The 17408-nt window shown below is 62.4% G+C and carries 17 protein-coding genes and 2 pseudogenes; 11 read left to right on the top strand and 8 right to left on the bottom strand.

What is annotated here, in order from left to right; all coding sequences use genetic code 11:
• Nucleotides 1–158: 158 nt before the first annotated feature.
• Both OKW98_RS13900 and OKW98_RS13895 read left to right on the top strand, forming a co-directional pair.
• Nucleotides 159–1400: a zinc-dependent alcohol dehydrogenase gene (locus OKW98_RS13900; protein ID WP_265385257.1), complete on the top strand. Its 1242-nt coding sequence runs from the start codon at nucleotides 159–161 to the stop codon at nucleotides 1398–1400.
• A gap of 25 nt (nucleotides 1401–1425) precedes the next feature.
• Nucleotides 1426–1608 (top strand): PLDc N-terminal domain-containing protein, encoded by a 183-nt coding sequence (locus OKW98_RS13895; RefSeq protein WP_265385256.1) that lies wholly within the window; start codon nucleotides 1426–1428, stop codon nucleotides 1606–1608.
• A 97-nt stretch (nucleotides 1609–1705) separates the two neighbouring features.
• On the opposite strand, the gene OKW98_RS13890 is transcribed toward OKW98_RS13895, so the two are convergent.
• Nucleotides 1706–2563 carry an SDR family oxidoreductase gene (locus OKW98_RS13890; RefSeq protein WP_265385255.1) on the bottom strand — a complete coding sequence of 286 codons (858 nt, stop codon included), beginning with the start codon at nucleotides 2561–2563 and terminating at the stop codon, nucleotides 1706–1708.
• A 445-nt stretch (nucleotides 2564–3008) separates the two neighbouring features.
• On the opposite strand from OKW98_RS13890, the gene OKW98_RS13885 reads away from it, so the two are divergent.
• The gene (locus OKW98_RS13885; RefSeq protein WP_265385254.1) at nucleotides 3009–3389 is read left to right on the top strand and encodes a RidA family protein; all 381 of its coding nucleotides are present in this window, start codon (nucleotides 3009–3011) and stop codon (nucleotides 3387–3389) included.
• 122 nt (nucleotides 3390–3511) lie between these two features.
• Nucleotides 3512–5506: a peptidase U32 family protein gene (locus tag OKW98_RS13880; protein WP_265385253.1), complete on the top strand. Its 1995-nt coding sequence runs from the start codon at nucleotides 3512–3514 to the stop codon at nucleotides 5504–5506.
• Nucleotides 5507–5588: 82 nt separating this feature from the next.
• Here the strand turns inward: OKW98_RS13880 and OKW98_RS13875 are convergent, their stop codons facing one another.
• Nucleotides 5589–5918 (bottom strand): hypothetical protein, encoded by a 330-nt coding sequence (locus OKW98_RS13875; protein ID WP_416147164.1) that lies wholly within the window; start codon nucleotides 5916–5918, stop codon nucleotides 5589–5591.
• 286 nt (nucleotides 5919–6204) lie between these two features.
• On the opposite strand from OKW98_RS13875, the gene pcsA reads away from it, so the two are divergent.
• Nucleotides 6205–6924 carry a phosphatidylcholine synthase gene (gene pcsA / locus OKW98_RS13870; RefSeq protein ID WP_265385252.1) on the top strand — a complete coding sequence of 240 codons (720 nt, stop codon included), beginning with the start codon at nucleotides 6205–6207 and terminating at the stop codon, nucleotides 6922–6924.
• Nucleotides 6925–7034: 110 nt separating this feature from the next.
• Here pcsA and OKW98_RS13865 read toward each other — a convergent pair whose 3' ends face one another.
• Entirely contained in the window at nucleotides 7035–7496 is a 462-nt protein-coding gene (locus tag OKW98_RS13865) for an Lrp/AsnC family transcriptional regulator (RefSeq protein ID WP_265385251.1), read from the bottom strand.
• Nucleotides 7497–7702: 206 nt separating this feature from the next.
• Between OKW98_RS13865 and OKW98_RS13860 the strand changes: the two genes are divergently transcribed.
• Nucleotides 7703–8863 (top strand): cysteine desulfurase family protein, encoded by a 1161-nt coding sequence (locus tag OKW98_RS13860; RefSeq protein ID WP_265385250.1) that lies wholly within the window; start codon nucleotides 7703–7705, stop codon nucleotides 8861–8863.
• Nucleotides 8864–8960: 97 nt separating this feature from the next.
• On the opposite strand, the gene OKW98_RS13855 is transcribed toward OKW98_RS13860, so the two are convergent.
• Entirely contained in the window at nucleotides 8961–9902 is a 942-nt protein-coding gene (locus OKW98_RS13855; protein WP_265385249.1) for a LysR substrate-binding domain-containing protein, read from the bottom strand.
• Between the two features lie 175 nt (nucleotides 9903–10077).
• Here OKW98_RS13855 and OKW98_RS13850 point away from each other — a divergent pair, with 175 nt between their 5' ends.
• The 3 genes from OKW98_RS13850 to OKW98_RS13840 are packed head-to-tail and all read left to right on the top strand — an operon-like array spanning nucleotide 10078 to nucleotide 13123.
• Nucleotides 10078–12330: a heavy metal translocating P-type ATPase gene (locus tag OKW98_RS13850; RefSeq protein ID WP_265385248.1), complete on the top strand. Its 2253-nt coding sequence runs from the start codon at nucleotides 10078–10080 to the stop codon at nucleotides 12328–12330.
• On the top strand, nucleotides 12327–12734 hold the full coding sequence (gene cueR, locus OKW98_RS13845) for a Cu(I)-responsive transcriptional regulator (protein WP_265385247.1): 408 nt from the start codon (nucleotides 12327–12329) through the stop codon (nucleotides 12732–12734). The genes OKW98_RS13850 and cueR overlap by 4 nt, the downstream gene beginning before the upstream one ends.
• 44 nt (nucleotides 12735–12778) lie before the next feature.
• A complete protein-coding gene (locus OKW98_RS13840) occupies nucleotides 12779–13123 on the top strand; it encodes an MmcQ/YjbR family DNA-binding protein (protein ID WP_265385246.1) in 345 nt (114 codons plus the stop codon).
• Between the two features lie 30 nt (nucleotides 13124–13153).
• Here OKW98_RS13840 and OKW98_RS13835 read toward each other — a convergent pair whose 3' ends face one another.
• Together OKW98_RS13835 and OKW98_RS13830 are read right to left on the bottom strand one after the other, a co-directional pair.
• Nucleotides 13154–13594: a DUF1294 domain-containing protein gene (locus OKW98_RS13835; protein ID WP_265385245.1), complete on the bottom strand. Its 441-nt coding sequence runs from the start codon at nucleotides 13592–13594 to the stop codon at nucleotides 13154–13156.
• 7 nt (nucleotides 13595–13601) lie between these two features.
• Nucleotides 13602–14432, bottom strand: coding sequence for an undecaprenyl-diphosphate phosphatase (locus tag OKW98_RS13830; RefSeq protein WP_265385244.1), 831 nt, complete (start codon nucleotides 14430–14432; stop codon nucleotides 13602–13604).
• A gap of 356 nt (nucleotides 14433–14788) precedes the next feature.
• Here OKW98_RS13830 and pnuC point away from each other — a divergent pair, with 356 nt between their 5' ends.
• The gene (pnuC, locus tag OKW98_RS13825; RefSeq protein WP_265385243.1) at nucleotides 14789–15352 is read left to right on the top strand and encodes a nicotinamide riboside transporter PnuC; all 564 of its coding nucleotides are present in this window, start codon (nucleotides 14789–14791) and stop codon (nucleotides 15350–15352) included.
• 5 nt (nucleotides 15353–15357) lie between these two features.
• A complete protein-coding gene (locus tag OKW98_RS13820) occupies nucleotides 15358–15903 on the top strand; it encodes an AAA family ATPase (protein ID WP_265385242.1) in 546 nt (181 codons plus the stop codon).
• A gap of 30 nt (nucleotides 15904–15933) precedes the next feature.
• Here the strand turns inward: OKW98_RS13820 and OKW98_RS13815 are convergent.
• Nucleotides 15934–16848 (bottom strand): annotated as a pseudogene (locus OKW98_RS13815) (sigma 54-interacting transcriptional regulator); the annotation flags it as partial.
• Nucleotides 16849–16917: 69 nt separating this feature from the next.
• Nucleotides 16918–17289, bottom strand: a pseudogene (locus OKW98_RS27500) (VpsR-related response regulator); the annotation flags it as partial.
• Nucleotides 17290–17408 lie beyond the last annotated feature (119 nt).

Genomic DNA, 17408 nt, shown 5'->3' with positions numbered 1-17408 from the left:
TCAAGCACCGCGATCACACGGTGGGACCGGCTTCAGCCGGTCCCACCGAAGCACCGCAGGCACCGCTAATCCCCCACACCTGCAAAGTCCTGAACTAAACACCTCGCTGCCTGCTCCGCTACTTAGTTGCCCCTAATTAACCGCGGAGAAAAATCACAATGAGAGCACTCACCTACCACGGCGCCCATGACGTGAAAGTCGACACCGTTGCCGATCCGGTCCTCGAACAGCCTGACGACATCATCCTGCGCGTGACCGCCACGGCGATCTGCGGCTCCGACCTGCACCTCTACCGCGGCAAGATCCCCACCGTCGAGCACGGCGATATTTTCGGCCACGAATTCATGGGCATCGTCGAAGACACCGGCTCAGCCGTCACTGCCGTGCAGCGCGGCGACCGGGTGGTGATCCCCTTCGTCATTGCCTGCGGCGAATGCTTCTTCTGCAACCTGGACCTGTACGCCGCCTGCGAAACCACCAACACCGGTCGCGGCGCGATCATGAACAAGAAGGCCATTCCACCAGGGGCTGCGCTGTTCGGTTTCAGCCATTTGTACGGTGGCATCCCCGGCGGCCAGGCCGAGTACGTGCGCGTGCCCAAGGCCAACACCGGCCCGTTCAAGGTCCCCGGCACGCTGTCGGATGAAAAGGTCCTGTTCCTCTCCGACATCCTGCCCACCGGTTATCAGGCGGTGATGAACACCGGCATCGGCCAGGGTTCGAGCATCGCCATCTACGGCGCCGGTCCTGTGGGGTTGATGGCGGCGGCCGTGGCCCGGATGCTCGGCGCCGATCAGATTTTCATGGTGGATCACCACGCTTACCGGCTGGCGTACGCCCAGGCCACCTACGGCGTGATTCCGATCAACTTCGATGAAGACGACGACCCGGCCGACACCATCATCCGTCAGACCAAGGGCATGCGCGGCGTCGACGGCGTGGTCGATGCGGTGGGTTTCGAAGCCAAGGGCAGCACCACTGAAACCATTTTGACCAACCTGAAAATCGAAGGCAGCAGCGGCAAGGCCTTGCGCCAGTGCATCGCCGCCGTGCGCCGTGGCGGCGTGGTCAGCGTGCCGGGTGTGTATGCCGGTTTCATCCACGGCTTCCTGTTCGGCGATGCGTTCGACAAGGGCCTGACCTTCAAAATGGGCCAGACCCACGTGCAGCGCTACCTGCCGGAACTGCTGGAGCACATCGAGGCCGGTCGTCTTGCGCCCGAGGCGATCATCAGCCACCGCATGTCCCTGGAGCAGGCCGCCGAGGGCTACAAGATTTTCGACAAGAAACAGGAAGACTGCCGCAAAGTCATCCTGACCCCCGGCAGCCCTGAAATCCCTCTGACGGCATCCGTGACTGAAACTGAAACTGAAACCCTCACCGGCATCCCGGCCATGTGATCCCGCGCGCAACAAGGTCAACGACATGGAAACGCTCTTGCCGATCGCCCTGACGGTCCTCATCCTTCTGGCGGACGTGTGGGCCATTGCCAGTGTGTGGCGCGGCACCAAATCGTCCAGCACCAAGGTGGGCTGGACGGTGCTGATCGTTATCTTCCCGGCGATCGGCGCCGCCATCTGGGTCATCGCCGGGCCACGGCGGGTTTGACAGCGCACAAAACACTGAACGAAAAAAGGGGCTGCATGGGCAGCCCCTTTTCTGTCTGCGTCTTCTAATCGTGACGCATCAGCCCTCACAAGACCCGCTACAGAATCGGCTTGCCGCCGGTTACGCCATAACGTGTCCCCGAGATGTAACTGCCCTCGTCGGAGCCCAGCAGCACGTAGATCGGTGCGACTTCCACCGGCTGACCCGGGCGGCCGAGGGGCGTTTCTTCGCCGAAGCTTTTCACGTCCTCGTCGGTCATGGTCGAGACAATCAGCGGCGTCCAGATCGGGCCGGGCGCGACGCTGTTCACGCGAATGCCGCGCTCACCGAGCAATTGCGCCAGGCCAGCGGTGAAGTTGGCAATGGCGCCCTTGGTGGCCGCATACGGCAGCAGGGTCGGCTTCGGCGAATCGGAATTGACCGAACTGGTATTGATGATCGAACTGCCCGCCGCCATGTGCGGCACCGCCGCCTTGCAGATGCGAAACATCGCGGTGACGTTGATATCGAAGGTTTTCACCCATTCCTCGTCGGAGATGTCCTCGAGGGTCTTGTGGGACATCTGGAATGCGGCGTTGTTGACCAGCACGTCGATCCGGCCAAATTGCTTCACCGTTTCGTCGACGATGGCCAGGCACTGCGCCTTCTCGGCCAGATCGCCCGGCAGCAGCAGGCACTGACGGCCCGCCTCCTTGACCCAGCGTGCGGTTTCCCTGGCATCGTCGTGCTCATCGAGGTACGAAATCGCAACATCGGCGCCCTCACGGGCGTAGGCAATGGCCACCGCGCGGCCAATGCCGCTGTCGCCGCCGGTGATCAGCGCCACTTTGTTGCTCATGCGGCCGGAGCCTTTGTAACTGCTTTCGCCGCAGTCCGGGGTAGGGTCCATCTTTCTCTGATCGCCAGGAACAGGCTGCTGCTGAGGCTTGAACGGCGGTTTCGGGTAATCAGTCATGGCGCTCTCCTTGAAATGTTCCAACGCAAACGGTCAGCGTTAAGGATGGACTGGAGGCCTGTTGCATGAGTTCGGTGTTTTTCACAGCGCCCGTGCCGGACGGTCTGGCCGGGCTATCAGCACGAGAACGATTATTTCCGCATCGGCAACACTGTATTGCGAAATGTTAGCTAGCTAACGGAATACGCCACTGCTACTTTCAATGACGTTGAATCCGCCGATTTGACAACCCCCCCGGAGCCGCTTTCACGTCAGAGATAACGTGACAGCGGCTCGCTTTTTTGTGCCGGCCCGCTGCCGCATGGGCATGACGTTTGGATCGGGCACCGCGCTCACTCGGCGCGCCCAACACTGTCAAGCCTCCCTTTTCCCTTCCGAGTCGGACATCATGACCGCCGGCCTTTTCCGGCCCGTCATTCACCCACTCGTAGAAGAGACCTTCGCCATGGCAAACCACGACATCACCTTCACGCCGGATCCTGACGCCGATTCCATCTCCTCGGACGTCGCCGGCTTCGGCGGTCTGCTGGTTTCCACGCAGATCCCGACGCGCGCCGACGGCAGCCTGGAACTGGGCGGTATCGTCGAGCAGAGCGAGTGCACCTTGCAGGCGTTGAAAGTGGCACTTGAACGGGCCGGCAGTTCCATGGACCGTGTGCTGCACCTGACCATCTACCTCACCGACATGGCCGATCGCGCCGCGTTCAATGAGGTTTACAAGCGCTTCTTCGCCAAACCCTGGCCCGTGCGCGCCGCTGTCGGCGTCGCCGCGTTGGCCGTCGAAGGCATGCGCGTGGAAGTCACGGCGATGGCCGCCAAGGCCTGATCACGGGTGTTTCCCGGCGCCCCCGCCCCACAGGTGGGCGCCATCGGGCAGCAGACGGGTGCCGGTCAGGCGTTTCGCCGCTACAATGCGCGCCTTGACCGTGACCATGCCGAATAAAAAATATGTCTCTGCCTAAACATCACCTGGAATTGCTCAGCCCTGCCCGCGACGTGGCGATTGCCCGCGAGGCCATTCTGCATGGCGCTGACGCGATCTACATTGGCGGCCCGAGCTTCGGCGCGCGCCACAATGCGGCCAACGACGTCAGCGAAATCGCCCAATTGGTCGAGTTCGCCCGCCGTTACCACGCCCGCGTCTTCACCACCATCAACACCATCCTTCACGACAACGAGCTGGAACCGGCGCGCAAGCTGATACATCAGCTGTACGACGCAGGCGTCGACGCGCTGATCGTGCAGGACCTCGGCGTGATGGAGCTGGACATCCCGCCCATCGAGCTGCACGCCAGCACCCAGACCGACATCCGCACCCTGGAACGCGCTCGCTTCCTCGATCAGGCCGGCTTCTCGCAACTGGTGCTGGCCCGTGAGCTGAACCTGCAAGAAATCCGCGCCATCGCCGACGAAACCGATGCCGCCGTCGAATTCTTCATTCACGGCGCACTGTGCGTGGCCTTCTCCGGTCAGTGCAATATTTCCCACGCGCACACCGGGCGCAGCGCCAACCGTGGCGACTGCTCCCAGGCCTGCCGCCTGCCCTACACGTTGAAAGACGATCAGGGTCGCGTCGTTGCGTACGAAAAACACCTGCTGTCGATGAAAGACAACAACCAGAGCGCCAACCTGCGCGCACTGGTGGATGCGGGCGTGCGCTCGTTCAAGATCGAAGGCCGCTACAAGGACATGGGCTACGTGAAGAACATCACGGCCTACTACCGCCAGCGTCTGGACGAGATCCTCGAAGACCGCCCGGACCTGACCCGCGCCTCCAGCGGCCGCACCGCGCACTTCTTCCTGCCGGACCCGGACAAGACCTTCCACCGGGGCAGCACCGATTACTTTGTCACCGACCGCAAGATCGACATCGGCGCGTTTGATTCGCCGACCTTCACCGGCCTGCTGGTCGGCGTGGTCGAAAAAGTCGGCAAGCGTGATTTGCAGGTGGTGACCCACGAGCCGCTGTCCAACGGCGACGGCCTCAACGTGCTGGTCAAGCGCGAAGTGGTGGGTTTCCGGGCCAACATCGCCGAGCCCAAGGGCGAGTTCGAGGAAGACGGCGAGAAGCGCTACCGCTACCGCGTCGAGCCGAACGAGATGCCGAAAGGCCTGCAGCTGCGGCCCAACCATCCGCTCAGCCGTAACCTCGATCACAACTGGCAGCAGGCGCTGCAAAAGACCTCAGCCGAACGCCGCATCGGCCTGTCATGGGTGGCGCGTCTGCGTGAAGAACGTCTGGAACTGGTCGCCACCAGCGAAGAAGGCATCAGTGCCCGCGTCGAGCTGAACGGCCCGTTTGGCGTTGCCAACAAACCGGAGCAGGCGCTGGAACAGTTGCACGATCTGCTCGGCCAGCTCGGCACCACCGAATACCACGCGACCGCCATCGAGCTTGACGCGCCGCAAGCGTTTTTCATTCCGAATTCGCAACTCAAGGCCCTGCGCCGTGAGGTCATCGAGACCCTGACCGCCGCTCGCATCCAGGCGCACCCGCGCGGTGCCCGCAAGCCGGAAACCTCGCCGCCGCCGATTTACCCTGAGGCGCACCTGTCGTTCCTGGCCAATGTCTACAACGAAAAGGCGCGGCATTTCTACCATCGTCACGGCGTGCAGCTGATCGACGCCGCGTACGAGGCCCACGAAGAGAAAGGCGAAGTGCCGGTGATGATCACCAAACACTGCCTGCGCTTCTCGTTCAACCTGTGCCCCAAGCAGGCCAAGGGCGTGACCGGGGTGCGCACCAAGGTGGAGCCGATGCAGCTGGTGCATGGCGATGAAGTGCTGACGTTGAAGTTCGATTGCAAGCCGTGCGAAATGCACGTCATCGGCAAGATCAAGGGCCATATTCTGGGTCTGCCGCACCCGGGCAGCGGCGTGCAGGTGGTGGGGCATATCAGCCCTGCGGATCTGCTGAAGACCATCCCGCGCGGAACCCATTGATCCCGCTTTTATTGGACTGATTGGGCTGTACCTGTTGCACAGCATGGGTCGCGCCGCACCTTCCGGGTTGCGGCGCGACGGTTCAGCGCCGTGCGACTTCGTGCTTGATGCAGCCTTCGTAATACACCTGTTTGACGCTTTCAGGACGCAGTCTCGACGGGCTGTCGTAGGTCTGCTCTGTGATGCCCAGCGCGCTCATGCGCATCCATTGCTGGGCGAAGTGCTGGGCCTGCATCTTGTTGCGGGCGCCGTACAGCGTCAGACCGGCGAGTTTGTATTGCTGAGCGGTAGCCGCCATCCCGGCGCCCCAGGTGCAGAGGTCGCGTTCGTTTTTGCTTGGACCGCGCGCGAAGGCCTGGGACGTCATCGAGGCGAGAAGGCAGAAGGTCAGTAGTACCTTGATAAATGACATGCGATTCCTTGCCTAAGTGACTGATCAGGCGTGGATTCTGACGAGGTAGTCTCTGCATCGGGGCCAGCATATTGCCTTCTTTGTCGGTCAGCCGACCAATGACACCTGCGCCGCTCTGCTCCGTGTCACGGCGTCACATTTGAGTAACGAAAGCCTGCGCCGCCTGCTACCGTGTAGGGGCTACGTATGAACCTTATCGACCGATCCCCGGTCGATAGATGCACCTCTGGTTCCGTCGACCGCTGCCGTACCCGACCGAACCCGCTTATTTCCAGAAGGACCGTCCATGATTCCAATTCAACGCATCGCCTGGCTCAAGGCCTGGGGCGCCCATGGTTTTACCGCTACGGGGGTGGTGCTCGCCTTCCTGGCGACCATTGCGCTGTTCGATAACCAACCCAAGGCGTGCCTGCTCTGGCTGGGCTTTGCCCTGATCGTCGATGGTGTAGACGGCTCCCTGGCGCGCAAGCTCAACGTGCAGTCGGTCCTGCCGCACTTCGACGGCTCCGTGCTCGACCTGGTGATCGACTACCTGACCTACGTGTTCATCCCCGCGCTGTTCATCTACCGCTACATTCCGTTGCCGGAATACACCCTGCTGCTGACCACCTCGATCATCCTGGTGTCGTCGCTGTTCTGCTTCTGCAACGTCGAGATGAAGAGCAAGGACAACTACTTTCAGGGCTTCCCCGCCGCCTGGAACGTCGTCGCCCTGTGCGTGTACATCCTTTCCCCGGCGCCCTGGCTGACCTTCATCACGGTGATCTGCCTCGCGCTGCTGACCGTCACACGCATGAAGTTCCTGCACCCGTTCCGCGTTCGCCGCTTCATGGCCCTCAACATTGCAGTCACTGCCGTCTGGTTCCTGTGCAGCTTCCTGCTGGTCATGAACCACCCGTACAACGCGTCGGTGACGCTGTTCGTGTGGCTGGCCATGTCGGCGTACTTCCTGGGCATCTGCATCTGGCGCACGTCGATGGAGTGGATCGACAAAGCTCGCGTCTGATTCTTTCCTCGACGTTTCCCAACGAACAAAAAAAGCAGCCATCGTCGAATGGCTGCTTTTTTTTGCGCTGGATTTAGACCGGGTGTTTTTAATTTACCCCGATGCGAGGTTCACGACGTGTAGTTAAGCGGCAGCTGGGTCGTGGACTTGATCTGCTCCATGGCGAAGCTGGAGCTCATGTCGGTGATACCCGACAGCTGAATGAGCTTCTTGTAGACGGCATCGTAGCCGGCGATGTCCGGCACCACGATCCGCAGCATGTAGTCGGTATCGCCGGCCATGCGGTAGCACTCGACCACTTCAGGCAGCGTGGCGATAAGGTCATGAAAGCGACCCAGCCACTGGGCGTTGTGCTGGTTGGTGCGAATCGCCGCGAACACCGTTACCGCGACGTTCAACTGCCCCGGGTCGAGCAACGCGACGCGCCCGCGAATCATCCCCTGCTCTTCGAGTTTCTGCACACGGCGCCAGCACGCGGTGCTGCCGAGACCGACGCTGTCGGCGATTTCCGCAATCGGGCGGGTGCAATCGTTTTGCAGGATGCTCAGGATGGCCTGGTCGAATTTGTCCATGGAATGCGCGGTGGCCTCAGTGAAGTCATATGCCGGGAAGCGATAAAGATAGGCCAAAACGAGCGCAGCTGAAAATCATATTCCGTTAAATACGGTTTTAGGGGAAATATATTCTAAGCCGGACGCAAATCTCCGTTGAGGAATCAATTTTTTTTCACCCTGACGCTAGTAGTATTTTCTGCACGACGGACAGCGCAGAAACTCCCATGAAAACTCTTCCTTGTTATTTCGATTACGCCGCCACCACTCCGGTTGATGACCGCGTCATCCAGGCCATGGTGACTTGCCTGGGCCGCGAAGGCACCTTCGGCAACCCGGCCTCCTCCTCCCACGCCTACGGCAATCAAGCCCGCCAAGCCGTTGAACTGGCACGCCGTCAGGTTGCTGAACTGGTGGGCTGCAGTGCCGACGCGCTGGTCTGGACCTCGGGCGCGACCGAATCCAACAACCTGGCGATCAAGGGCATCGCGCTCAACCCGAGCAACGGCGCCCGCCGTCACCTCATCACCAGCACCATCGAACACAAAGCCGTCATCGACACCGTGCGCCAGCTTGAGCACGCCGGGTGCCCGGTGACCTGGCTGGAACCCGACAACCGCGGCCTGATTCACCCCGACGCCGTTCGCCAGGCAATGCGCGACGACACGTTGCTGGTGTCACTCATGCTGGTTAACAACGAGCTGGGCACCGTCACCGACGTCACCGCCATCGGCCAGATCGTGCGAGAACACGGCGCCCTGTTCCACGTCGACGCCGCCCAAGGCGCTGGCAAAGTGGCGATCGACCTGACGGCGTTGCCCGTCGACTTGATGTCCTTCTCCGCACACAAAACCTACGGCCCGAAAGGCATTGGCGCCCTCTATGTTGGCGAGCGCGCCAGACCGTTGCTCGAAGCACAGATGCACGGCGGCGGCCACGAACAGGGTTACCGCTCCGGTACCCTCGCCACCCACCAGATCGTCGGCATGGGCGCGGCTTACGCACTGGCCAGCGCCGAAATGGACGAGGAAGTTACGCGCATCAGTGCCTTGTCGGCACACCTGCGCGAAGGCCTGCTCAACCTGAACGGCGTGAGCCTGAACGGTGATCCAGACCAGCGCATCCCCCACACCCTCAACGTCTGCATCGACAGCCCGGGCTTCAACGTCGCCAGCCTTGCCAGCGAACTGGCGGTTTCCTCGACCTCCGCCTGCAACTCGGCGAGCAGCAGCGTTTCCCACGTGTTGCTGGCGTTGGGGTTGAGCCCGGGTCAGGCTGGCAGCAGTTTGCGCCTGAGCCTGGGGCGGTATACCGAGGTGAGTGATGTGGAAAAGGCGATTGCGGTGATTGCCGGCAAGGTCAGTGCGCCGTCGACGACGTTTTGGTAACGGCGTAGTGGGGAAGCCCCATCCGTGCTGATCTGACCCGTTGGTTATTTTGCGGCTGATGAACACGCGGGGCTGTCCGTCGCAGGGCGGCCCCGGCTCACAGCTTCCCCGCCAACTCACACGCCTCCCGATCCGCCTTCGCGTTTGCCCCGAAATCCTCGGCCAGCAAATCCACCAGCCCTCGCACCGAGGGCAGCAACCCGCGGCGAGACGGGAACACCGCATGGATCAACCCGCTTGGCGGCCGAAACCCCGGCAGCAACTCAACCAGCCTGCCCTCATGCAACGAATGCCGCACCATGATCTCCGGCATCTGCACCACCCCCACACCCTCGACCGCTGCGCGGTGCAATGCATCCAGGTCCGACGTCACAAAGCGCGGCTGATGGGGCACCTCGATCCGCTCATCGCCCGGGCCGATCAACGCCCAACGGTGCTCACGGTTCGCCGGCGCCAGATCCACGCTCGGCAGACCGGCCATCACCAGCTCCTGCGGCGTGCGAATCGTCCTGCCCTCCAGCAACGAAGGGTGAACAACCAGCCGCTGATGGCTCTCGCCCAACACCTTCATCACCAGATTCTCGTCGTCCAGTGGCGGAAAACGCACCCTCAGCGCGATGTCATAGCCCTCCCCCAACACATCCACACGACGGTTGGTGCTCTCCACCTGAATCTGCACTTTCGGGTGCAGCACCAAAAACTTGACGATGGTGTCGCTCACCCCCATCGCACCCAAGGCCGGCGGGCAACTGATGCGCACAATGCCCTGGGGTTCGGACCTCGACTGTTCGACGACCTTCTCTGCAGCGTCGGCCTCCACCAGCATCGCCACGCAGTGACGGTAGTAATCCAGCCCCACCTCGGTCACCGTGAACTTGCGCGTGGTGCGCTGGATCAGACGCACCCCGAGCCGATCTTCCAGTTGCGCAATGCGCCGACTGAGCTTGGTTTTCGGCACGTCGATCTTGCGCGCGGCGGCGGCGAACCCCTTGTTCTCGACCACCTGCACGAAGTAGTACAAATCGTTGAAGTCGTACACGGTATGCCGCTCGCCTGGCCGAAAGGGGCTGGGATTGTCGCAGGTTGCAAATGGGCTGTCCTGCGTAGCAATGGGCGAATGCCCCCGCCAAAAAATTCCTCACCGCACGCCCCTTGACCTTGCCAGAAGGGTAAGGTTGATCCTTCATGGAAATCGACTTGCCGGAGCGTCCGCGATGCCCAATGCCCAAACCTTTGATCTGCCGATTGCCGGCATGACCTGCGCCAGCTGCGCAGGTCGGGTCGAGCGCGCGCTGCGCAAGGTGCCCGGCGTCGAGGTCGCCACGGTTAACCTCGCCAACGAACGCGCCCACATTGAGGTCAGCGGGCAGATCGACCCCGCCCTGCTGCTGGCGGCCGTCGACAAGGCCGGCTACAGCGCCAGCCTGGAACAGGATTCAGCTGCCCAGCAAGCCGACCAGCGCAAGCGCCACGACACCGAGCGCTGGCAGCTGATAGTGGCCATCGTCCTTGCGCTGCCGCTGGTGTTGCCGATGCTGCTGCAGCCGTTCGGCGTCCACTGGATGCTTTCGCCGTGGGTGCAGTTCGCCCTGGCAACGCCTGTGCAGTTTGTGCTCGGCGCGCGCTTCTACGTGGCGGCCTGGAAAGCCGTGCGCGCAGGTGCCGGCAACATGGATTTGCTCGTCGCGCTGGGCACCAGCGCCGGATATGGGCTGAGCGTTTATCAATGGCTCAGCGCTGCGCCCGGTACGATGCCGCACTTGTATTTCGAGGCATCGGCGGTGGTCATCGCCCTGGTCCTGCTCGGCAAATACCTGGAGAGCAGCGCCAAGCGCCAGACCGCCAGCGCGATTCGGGCGCTGGAAGCCTTGCGCCCTGAACGCGCGATAAAGCAGGTGGACGGGCAGGAAGTGGACGTCGCCATCAGCGCGCTGAGCATCGGTGATTGTGTGGTGGTCAAACCCGGCGAGCGCTTCCCGGTGGATGGCGAGGTGATCGAAGGCCAGAGCCATGCCGACGAAGCCTTGATCAGCGGTGAGAGCCTGCCGGTACCCAAACAGCCTGGCGACAAGGTCACCGGCGGCGCAATCAACGGTGAAGGTCGGCTGCTGATCAGCACCCAGGCGCTGGGCGCGGAAACCGTGCTGGCGCGCATCATACGGCTGGTGGAAGACGCGCAGTCTGCCAAGGCGCCGATTCAGAAGCTGGTCGACAAAGTCAGTCAGGTGTTCGTGCCCGTGGTCCTGCTGATTGCCGTGGCGACGCTGGCCGGCTGGCTGGTGGCGGGCGCGTCGCTGGAGGCTGCGTTGATCAACGCCGTCACCGTGCTGGTGATTGCCTGCCCGTGCGCGCTCGGACTCGCGACACCCACCGCGATCATGGCCGGCACCGGCGTGGCCGCACGTCACGGCATTCTGATCAAGGACGCCGAAGCCCTGGAACGCGCCCACGAAGTCACCACGGTGGTCTTCGACAAGACCGGCACGCTGACCTCCGGTACGCCGCGCATTGCTCACATGGCCGCGCTCGACGGTGATGAAAACACCTTGCTGCGACGGGCCGGTGCGCTGCAGCGTGGCAGTGAACACCCCTTGGCCAAAGCGGTGCTGGACGTGACCGCCGAACGCGGGCTGAGCCTGGACGCCGTCAGCAACAGCCGCGCGCTGGCCGGACGCGGTATCGCCGGCACCCTGCAAGGCCACGAACTGGCGTTGGGTAATCGGCGCCTGCTGGAAGAAAGTGGCTTGCAGGAAGAAAGCGGTTCGATCGGTGATGCCCTGTACGGGCGGGCTCAGGCCTGGGAAGCGGAAGGCCGCACGCTGTCCTGGCTGATCGAATTGAGCCCGCAGCGCCAGGTGCTCGGTCTGTTTGCCTTCGGCGACACGCTCAAGCCCGGCGCCTTTGATGCCATCGCGCAACTGAACGCCCGGCACATCAGCAGCCACTTGCTGACGGGTGACAATCGCGGCAGCGCCAGGGTGGTCGCCGAGGCGCTGGGCATCAGCGACGTGCACGCCGAGGTGTTGCCCGCCGATAAAGCCGCGACCGTCGTGGCACTGAAAAAAACCGGCGTGGTGGCGATGGTTGGTGACGGCATCAACGACGCCCCTGCCCTGGCCGCGGCCGACATCGGCATCGCCATGGGTGGCGGCACGGACGTGGCCATGCACGCCGCCGGCATCACCCTCATGCGCGGTGACCCGCGTCTGATCCCCGCTGCCCTCGACATCAGCCGCAAGACCTACGCGAAGATCCGCCAGAACCTGTTCTGGGCCTTCGTCTACAACCTGATCGGCATTCCGCTGGCCGCGTTCGGCGTGCTCAATCCGGTGCTGGCAGGCGCGGCCATGGCCTTGTCCAGCGTCAGCGTCGTGAGCAACGCCCTGCTGTTGAAAACCTGGACACCCAAAAGCGAACGCAAAGACAAACCCAAGGACAAGCCCAACGACACGGGAGACGCCCCATGAACATCGGACAAGCCGCCAAACGCAGCGGCCTCAGCGCCAAGATGATTCGCTATTACGAATCCATCGGCCTGCTTCCGGCTGCCACCCGCACCGACAGCGGCTATCGCGTGTACGGCCCGGACGAGCTGCACACCCTGGCGTTCATCAAACGCTCGCGCGATCTGGGGTTTTCCCTGGAAGAAGTCGGCAAACTGCTGACCCTCTGGCAGGACCGCGGCCGGGCCAGCGCCGACGTCAAGGCGCTCGCCCACAAGCACATCGTCGAGCTCAATCGGAAAATCGAGGAATTGGCGGGGCTGCGCGACACCCTGCAGAATCTGGTCAGCCACTGCCAGGGCGACCGCCGGCCGGACTGCCCGATTCTGGCGGACCTGGCGTCCAACGGACTTCGCGCAAATGGGTAACGCACGCTCCCGTGCCCCCCTCATCGCCCTTCAGGAATATGCCCATGCACATTGAAGCCGTCGCCGCGTTCTGCCTGAGTCTTCCGGGTGCACGGGAGGATTACAAATGGGGCGGTGTCCGGGTTTTCTCCATCGCTGACACCAAGATGTTCGCGGTGATGGGCCTGGCCGGGAACGACCTGTCGTTCAAAGTCGGCGCCGAGCTGTTCCTCGGCTACGTCGACCGCCCGGGCGTGCGACCTGCGCCGTACCTGGCCCGCGCCCACTGGATCACCCTCACCTACCCGTTCGCCATGGGCGAGGTGGAGCTGAAGGAACTGCTGACCCGCTCCCATCAGTTGGTGGTCGGCAAGCTGTCGAAGCGCCGGCAAGTGGCGCTGAAGTTGTAGCCCCCGCGTCCAGACTTGTACGTCAGTCGTCTAAAACAGGTGGCGCGAGATCAGGCGACCGCCGAACAGCAGACGGTCCATCCAGAACAATTCGTGCAACAGCACAATCAGCCAGAACACCAACTGGTACGAAAACTTGCGGGTCTTGTGACGAAACACCTGCTGGGCCAGCAGCGCGCCGGGCCAGCCACCGAGCAGTTCGATCCCGTGCAGGAGTTTTTCCGGGGTGCGCTGGCCGCTGTGCCGGGCCTGCTGCTTGTCGTAGCCGTACAAAGCAAAGGCGACAACGCTCATCAGCGCGTAGACCGCCGCCGGTAGCCAGCTGACACCGCTCGTCCAATACGTGACGACCCCGTAAACCGGCAGGCCGCACAGCAACAGCAGCGCCAGCAGCTTGAGTTTCAGAAAGCGCACGACCGCTGTGCCAGCGGCCGGGCGAGCCGGATGTTGCGGTTCGAAGCGTTGAGTCATCGGAACATCAGCCCTGCACGCTGGACCAGTCGATCCAGCCGAATTGCCAGGTCGCCAGGATCAGCAAACCGAAGGCGATGCGGTACCAGGCGAACACATCGTAGCTGTGGGTGGCGATGAACTTGAGCAAGGCGCGTACGGCGATCATGGCGAAGATGAACGCGGCGATGAAGCCGATGGCGAACACTGGCAGGTCGTCGGGCTGGAAGATGTGCCGGTATTTGTACCCGGAGTACACCGACGCCGCGATCATGGTCGGCATCGCCAGAAAGAACGAAAACTCGGTGGCGGTCTTGCGTGACAGGCCGAACAGCAGCCCGCCAATGATGGTCGAGCCCGACCGCGACGTGCCGGGAATCATCGCCAGGCATTGCGCGAAGCCGACCTTCAGCGCATCCACCCAGGTCATCTCATCCACGGTTTCGGCGTGAATCACATGCTCGCGGCGCTCAGCCCAGAGCATGATGAAACCACCCACCACCAGCGCCACGGCCACAGTGATCGGGTTGAACAGGTACTGGTGGATCAGATCGGCAAACAGCACCCCGAGGACCATGGCCGGCAGCACGCCGACGATGAGGTTGACAGTGAAACGCCGCGCTTCGGGCCGCGTCGGCAAGCCAATGACGACGTCGAGGATTTTGCGGCGAAACTCCCACATCACTGCCAGGATCGCGCCCAGCTGAATAATGATATTGAACGCCATCGCGCGCTCGCCGCCAAAGCCGATCAGATCCGCAACGATGATCTGATGCCCCGTGCTGGAAATCGGCAAAAACTCCGTCAGCCCTTCTACAACCCCAAGTATCAGTGCCTGTGCGGCGGTCCAAAGATCCATCATTCCCCCGGCTGGAACCTGCTCATGGCAAGGTTCTCTAGATTTTTATTACAAACTGTTGCGCGAACGATAAACGGTCGAGCGTAAAAAAAGCATGAACGCAGGCTGTCTGGCTCGGGCATAAGCGCGGCGATGCTAGCAGACCTTTCTGACGAACGCGCTAGCATGAATACTGGCGCGAAGGCTTTGACGTTTGTCTCATCGTCGTTACATTTCCTCTATGAACACCGCGGATGGCTCTGGCTGTTTTTTTGCTGAGTTTTCGGGCGCTTGCGACGCATTATCGCGCCCCACTTCGGACGATAAAGCGCCTACAATCGCCGACCCTTTTTTTCATCGTTTTCTCAGGAGTTGCCATGTCAGGGCTTGAACTGTTTGCCGCTGCACTCGGTGTCATTGCCGTCTGGCTGACAGTCAAACAGAACCCGTGGTGCTGGCCGATCGGCCTGGTCATGGTGCTGCTCTACACCTGGATCTTCTTTGACGTGAAGCTCTACTCCGACATGCTGCTGCAGGTGGTGTATGCCGGGCTGCAGCTGTATGGCTGGTGGCAATGGACCCGCCGGGGCGCGGCAGACAACGGCCGCATCGTCACATCCCTGGGCAGCGGCAGCCTGCTGCTCAGTCTGGTGGCCGGCGCGGTGGTCAGCCTGGTCCTTGGCGCGGCCATGGCCCATTTCACCGACGCCGCACAACCCTGGCTGGACGCCGCACTGACCGGTTACAGCCTGGTGGCGCAGGTCTGGATGGCGCAGAAGCGCGTGCAGTGCTGGCCCCTGTGGATCCTGCTCGACGTGATCTTCGTCGGCCTGTTTCTCTATAAAGCGCTGTACCTCACCGCCGCCCTCTACGCGCTGTTCACCCTGCTCGCCGTGCAAGGCTGGCGTGACTGGCGCGCCGATCCGGCGCTGGCGCGTTGACCGGGATGAAAGTGCTGGTACTGACAGGGCCCGAGTCAAGCGGCAAGAGCTGGCTGGCGGAAGAGATTCAACGGCAGTTCGGGGGCGTGCTGGTGGGCGAATACGTGCGCCAGTACATTGATGAGATCGAGCGGGACACCGTTTACGCAGACATCGATGTCATTGCTCATGAGCAATTGGCCTGTGAAGACGCCGCCCGGGCGATCAAGCCGGCGCTGCTGATCCTCGACACCCATTTGCTCAGCAACATCCTCTGGAGTCTTACGTTGTTCAACGACTGCCCGGTCTGGCTCGAAAGCGCCCTCGCCGAGCGCCAGTACGACCTGCACCTGTTGCTGTCGCCGGAAGGCGTCGAGTGGATCGGCGACGGTCAGCGCTGCCAGCCGGAGCTGGGCGAACGGCAGGCATTCTTCGAGGCCAGCCGGCAATGGCTGATGGCCCACGGGCAGCCATTTGAAGTGATAGGCGGAAGCTGGAGCGAGCGCAGCGAGCGCGCGTTGCAGCGGGTCGCCGAGCTGATTAACGACTCAATGCCCACAAGCCGGACATGAGCGCTGGCGCATAAATCGCCCGACGCCGGGTCAACGAATCTGGTGTTTGTGCAACAGGCGGTAGAACGTCGGCCGAGAGATCCCCAGCACTTTGGCCGCCACGCTGAGGTTATCGCTGTGACGGGTCAACACATCGCACAGCGCTTGCCGCTCCGCCCGGGACTTGTACTCATCCAGGGTGGCCATGCTGGAGCTGATTTCCTCTTCGCCCAGCAGCCCAAGGTCAAACGCTTCGATCTGCCGCCCTTCCGCCAGCACCAGCCCGCGACGCACCCGGTTTTCCAGCTCTCGCACGTTGCCGGGCCAGTCGTGCTTGCCCATGGCGACCAGCGCGTCCTGACTGAAATTGCGCACCCGCCGACCGGCCTCGCGGCTGTAGAGCTGCGCGAAGTGATTGGCCAGCAAGGCCAGATCGCCATGCCGCTCGCGCAACGGCGCAGTGCCTACTTGCAATACATTGAGCCGGTAATACAGGTCTTCACGGAATCGCTTCATGCGAATCGCCGCTTCCAGGTCGACATGGGTGGACGCCAGCACGCGCACATCGACCGGCAACCGCTCGCCCGCCACTTCAATGTGCCGATCCTGCAAAAACCGCAACACATTGGCCTGGACCTCCAGCGGCAGATCGCACACCTCGTCGAGAAACAGCGTGCCGCCGTTGGCTTCTTCGATGCGCCCCGTCTTGCGCTGGCGTGACTCGTCGACTTGCTCCCCTGCCTCGCCGAAGAGTTCTTCCTGCAACAAGTGCTCCGGCGTCGCCCCGCAATTGATCGAAATAAAGGGCTGCTCGCGGCGCTGGGACTGCTCATGCAGGGTGCGCGCGATCAACTCCTTGCCCGTCCCGCCTTCGCCACGGATCAGCACCGGCGACTCTGTCGGCGCCAGCTTGCTCAGCAAACGCCGCAACTCGCGCATCGGCCGGCTTTCCCCCAGCAGTTGCTGCCCCGGGCCTTCTCCATAGGCGGCCCCTTTACCGTAAGGAGCACCGCTGGCAGAACGGGTGCCTTTGGCACGCAACCGCGCCATGCCGTAGGCGCGCCCCAGTGTGACCTGCACGCGGGCGACATCGAAGGGCAAGGTATGGAAATCGAAGAACCACTCACAGACGAGATCACCGATGTGCTCGCGACGCAGGTCCTCGCCGGTCAGCACGGCGATCCATTCAGTGTTGCTTCGGGAGATAAGGGACTTGACCACTTCAGGGTGTTCGAAGTGCTCGGGCAGCAGGCGGATGAGGCCGACGTCACAGGGACGCAACGCCGCCTCTTCCAGGGTGCAGCTGTGGACATCCCAACCGGCGATGCGCAAGCCGGGGACCAACTCCAGACATTCCTCGCACGGTTCGACGATCAGCAGGCGACGGATGGAGGCCAGATCATGCATGTGAATTTCCTTGGGGCCGGGGTCGCGTAGTGATCCATGGAGAAAACATTTTTATAAACAGTGCGTTGTGAAGGCCGATTGACACCATAGCAAGGTTTTTGACACGCCCTTGGACCGAT

Source organism: Pseudomonas sp. KU26590, from assembly GCF_026153515.1.
Classification (GTDB): Bacteria; Pseudomonadota; Gammaproteobacteria; order Pseudomonadales; family Pseudomonadaceae; genus Aquipseudomonas.
The sequence above is the reverse complement of the archived record's forward strand: the minus strand, read 5'-3'. Positions and strand labels throughout refer to the sequence as shown.